Origin of the sequence: Pseudorhizobium endolithicum, assembly GCF_902153245.2 — a bacterium.
GTDB lineage: Bacteria > Pseudomonadota > Alphaproteobacteria > Rhizobiales > Rhizobiaceae > Neorhizobium > Neorhizobium endolithicum.
On sequence record NZ_CABFWF030000011.1, the window covers coordinates 1 to 1,649 of the forward strand.

At 59.1% G+C, this 1,649-nt stretch carries 1 protein-coding gene; it reads left to right on the top strand.

All coding sequences use genetic code 11. The annotated features are described in order from the left end of the window. Positions 1 to 375: 375 nt before the first annotated feature. Positions 376 to 1,649 (top strand): cache domain-containing protein (locus RTCK_RS08030; protein WP_142592652.1); only part of this gene is annotated, 1,274 nt, incomplete at its 3' end.

The window sequence follows — 1,649 nt, forward strand, 5'->3', positions numbered from 1 at the left end:
AAGCCTCCAATCCATTGATTGGGAACCTTGAATCCGATTTGCCGCAGCAAATCAACATGATCAATGGGTTTCGACCCTAACTACCGAACTTCGGTGGGCAATCCTTGAGGTTGTGCGATAACTACGCATAGGTCGGCTACCGCGTTCGCTCGATATCGATACCGATCGCGATCCGTTTCACCACGACGGTCTTGAGACTCCGGAACTGCTCGCCGATGCCGTCACGCTACTGTCCAAGAGCAAGCTATTCAGGGTCACCAGATCGGCAAGGACGCAGAGTCAACAGTGACGAGTTGATTCTTCCTTCGCACAATTTACTGGAAGCGAACGATTTTGCTTCAAGGTCTTCTCCTATCATAGGATGGGGACTACACCTTGGCTGAAGTACATATCAAACGTCCACTTTGGATGACCATTACCGCCTGCGGTTTCGCTGCCGTGCTTTTTACGAGCCTGGCGATTGGAGGCACCGCTTGGTATCGTCAGTCCGTGGCTAGCGACGAGGCACTTGCGCGGGAGACCAACAGCGACCTGGCACTTGTCGAAACAGATATGGCGGCGCAGAAGAAGGCCGCTTCGGCGCTCGCTCTGGCACTGGCGGGACAGCCCGACACGGCTGATCTGATTGAGCGCACTGATCGAGACAGCATCATTGCGCGCTATGCGGCATCGTTGCCACGCATTGTCAGCGAGGGCGGCCTGCAACTCATCACCTTCATCAACGCCGAAGGTGAAGCTGTCGCTCGGATCCACACGCCGGACAAGTTCGGCGACGATATGAAGTCACGTCGGAAGACTGTCGTCGAAGCTTTGTCAACCGGGCACCTTGTTGCCGGCACTGAGCCTGGACGCACCGCGGTCAGCATGTTTGCATCCGCCCCTGTCGTGCGCGATGGCCAGACAGTTGGCGTGGTCGATGTCGGGACGAGCCTGACCAATGCGTATTTCGAGCCGCTTGCGAACCGTATTGGCGGTGAAATTGCTGTCCACATTCTGGTCGACGGCAAGTTGGAGAAGCAGGCTTCCACATCGGAGACTGCGTTCCTGGCGGACGAGACATTGAAAGCGGCCTTCGCTGGCGAGGTTGTGCAGCAGGAAGTCGAAGGGCCGGATGGGACATACGTGGTCAGGACGGTGCCCTTCAACAACTTCTCCGGCGACAAGATTGGCGTTCTGGAAATTGCTTCGGATGTCACCTCCGTTGTGGACGACGCACGGTCTGCTCTTTGGGCTACCGTGATCGGCACTTTGGTCGTCTCGATTCTCGCACTTGTCGGGTTTTTCCTCTTCGCCCGATCGCTTGGCGGCGTTATCGGCCGCCTCACTGGAACGATGTCACGCTTGGCGGGCGGTGGCTTGGATGCCACAATCGAAGGAGAGAACCGCGCCGACGAAGTCGGAGCAATGGCGCGAGCCGTCCAGGTCTTTAAGGACAATGCTGTGCGCACTCGCGAGCTCGAGCAGGAGGCGGACGCCCAGCGCAGCCAGTCGGAGGAGCTGCGCCGCCGGACGGCCGAGCAGGAGCGCATCCGCGCCGAGGCCATGGCGCAGGCGACGAGTGGCCTGGCAGACGGCCTGAAGCAGCTTGCCGCCGGCAATCTCGCCGTCCAGCTCAACCAGTCCTTCGCCGAGGAGTTCGAGAGCCTGCG